The following is a 2,429-nucleotide window of genomic DNA, read 5'->3' on the forward strand; positions in this document are numbered from 1 at the left end:
CAAAATATGATAAGGGAAAATGGAAAAACTATTATATTTTTTATGCGGTTGAAAAACCATTGAATTTGAAGAGGATACGAAAATTCGACTCGTAGTGAACTCCAGCAAGCCATCTAAAGCATGAAGACATTGTAACTATTAAGCCTGTGAATCTAAGTTTTAAGACGTAAGAGACTACTAGAGAATTCCATAAATTTTTAAAAATCCCATAAATTTTTAACTGTTTCAATCTTTTTTGAGGTCTTAAGCAACGTTAAAATAAAGTTAAAAAGTAAATCAGTTTAATTCAATTTTCCATCTATTTACAAAATATTTATAAGTCAAACGCACTATATACTATATTACATATTAAATTGTTATGAATTATGAAACTGGACCAGGAATAGAATATGTTGTTGTTAGACATAACGACCTTTGACCCTAAAAATACTACAGAGCTATTTAAGCGATGGGAAAAGGTAGAAAGTATGGCTTTTCCAAAAGGTTTGAAGGTTATCAATCAGTGGTTTGATGCAGGAGGAGGGCGTGTGATAACTCTGTTTGACGTAGAAACTGTCAAAGACTATCTGGCTTATAATTTGCCGTTTACTGATTTATGCCAGATTGATGTTTTTCCCGTCATAGAAGCCGATGATGTTAAAAAGTCCATAATATATCGGATGGAAAAATTGAGTTATCTAGAAATTGGACAATATAAAAATTGACAATCCGGAGAAGTTATTGCGAAGAATTTCATGATAATATGTTCTTAAAAATATACTGCCGGAAAAAAGTTAATAGGCAAGAAAAAGGGAACAGTTCAGGAAAGTGAAACTTACTGACCTGTTGACTTGCCTTAAGAACCCTCTATAACCAAAAATATGCCACTACATTTGAGAAACCGAGGATTTGGAGATATATTCCCCGGCTATCAATCACCTGGATAAGGTGACTGGGTCATATGACATAAAGAATCTGAACAGAAAGTGAAGAAGCCTACGTTCAGATCCTTTTGTCCATTTTGAATGCTCCGTGCATACCTACTGCACAGTATCGCTCGACGAATTTCCCAAAAAACGTCGAGGATGACCGGATAAGGATATAAGTGAATCCATTCTCGGACAGTATAACATTATCTACATTATATATAAACTTGCTGGGTATGTCGCTCGGCTGACCCCACACTGAGCCGTCTGAGAACGGAACAGTACACTGGACGTTTTTGGCCATTAGGATGTGAGCTGATCCCAAAACTCAAAATTGCTTATCAGGATATCATATTTTGGATTATCAATAGATATTCTGATCTTGAAAACTAATTCTGAAACTCTTACTAATGTGGGAATAAAATTTGTTTTGGGATGCTGTGTCTAAAGGGTACATAGCAAAATTAAAAAGAGTATTAGTTCATGCAAAACCGATTGAAATGCCTTGTAAGTAATAATTCTTTTAAATTAAGGCTTTTGACATCAATTCTAACTATGTGAACACATTATATTTGAGATATATTTCCATGCTTACATATTATATAATACTTTCTACAATTTTTATAAAATTTCATATTATTTCCATTAAAATTAATGCTATCAAAAGGGGAAAATGTGTTTAATTGACATAAATAATCTGATTACTATTTATCGAACAATCATAATTAGTTGCCATATATCATCATCATTTATTTTATATCTAGAAACTATAAAATCGTTTCTTTAATTGGCTACAATTTTAATTTTCAACATAAGAAGGCATCAAGGCGTTATTCAGAGATCAAGAACAGGAGCATTATCCCTTCTGTAATCCAAAAGCTTTTGAATTTGATCAAAAACTGTCATCCAATAATGAATAAAATTTAATAATATCTAATTTGGAAATTAAATATTATATTAAATTTATTCACATTATACATATTAAATAGGATTAATGAAAAAAAAAGTAACACATACTCAGAAAGATTTAAATAAATGTTACCTCTAAAAAATATATTGCCGGAAAAAAGTAGAGGTAATGAAAAGTAGTTAGTTCCGTAAAGTGGAACATACTGATTTGCCTTAAACTTGTATAATCTCAATAAAATATGCCGATCCAGATTAGAGAAGCAGAAAAATTGGAGATATTCCGGCTATCAATCACCTGGATAAGGTGATTCGTGTTATATGGATAAGAAAAATCTGAACAGAAGATGAAAGAATACACGTTCAGATTCTTCATTGTCCATTTTGAACGCTCTGTGCATGTTCACTGCACAGTATCGCTCGACGAATTTGCCAAAAAACATCGAGGATGACCGAAAATGAATAGAAGAGAATCTATTCTCGGATTTCCTACTGTATTATCCATACTATATAAATTTACTGGATAATGTCTCTCGGTGGCTCCCCAAAAACCTCGAGGATGCCCGAAATAAGTAGGGATCTTACAAAAGTGGAACAGAGTTGATAGGTCGTAAAAAG

Annotated in this window: 1 protein-coding gene; it reads left to right on the top strand. The window is 32.4% G+C overall.

The window, feature by feature from the left end:
• Positions 1-389: 389 nt before the first annotated feature.
• Positions 390-704 carry a DUF3303 domain-containing protein gene (locus tag ASJ81_RS11190; protein ID WP_095644519.1) on the top strand — a complete coding sequence of 105 codons (315 nt, stop codon included), beginning with the start codon at positions 390-392 and terminating at the stop codon, positions 702-704.
• The last annotated feature ends 1,725 nt before the right edge of the window (positions 705-2,429 follow it).

Origin of the sequence: Methanosarcina spelaei, from assembly GCF_002287235.1 — an archaeon.
GTDB classification, from domain to species: domain Archaea; phylum Halobacteriota; class Methanosarcinia; order Methanosarcinales; family Methanosarcinaceae; genus Methanosarcina; species Methanosarcina spelaei.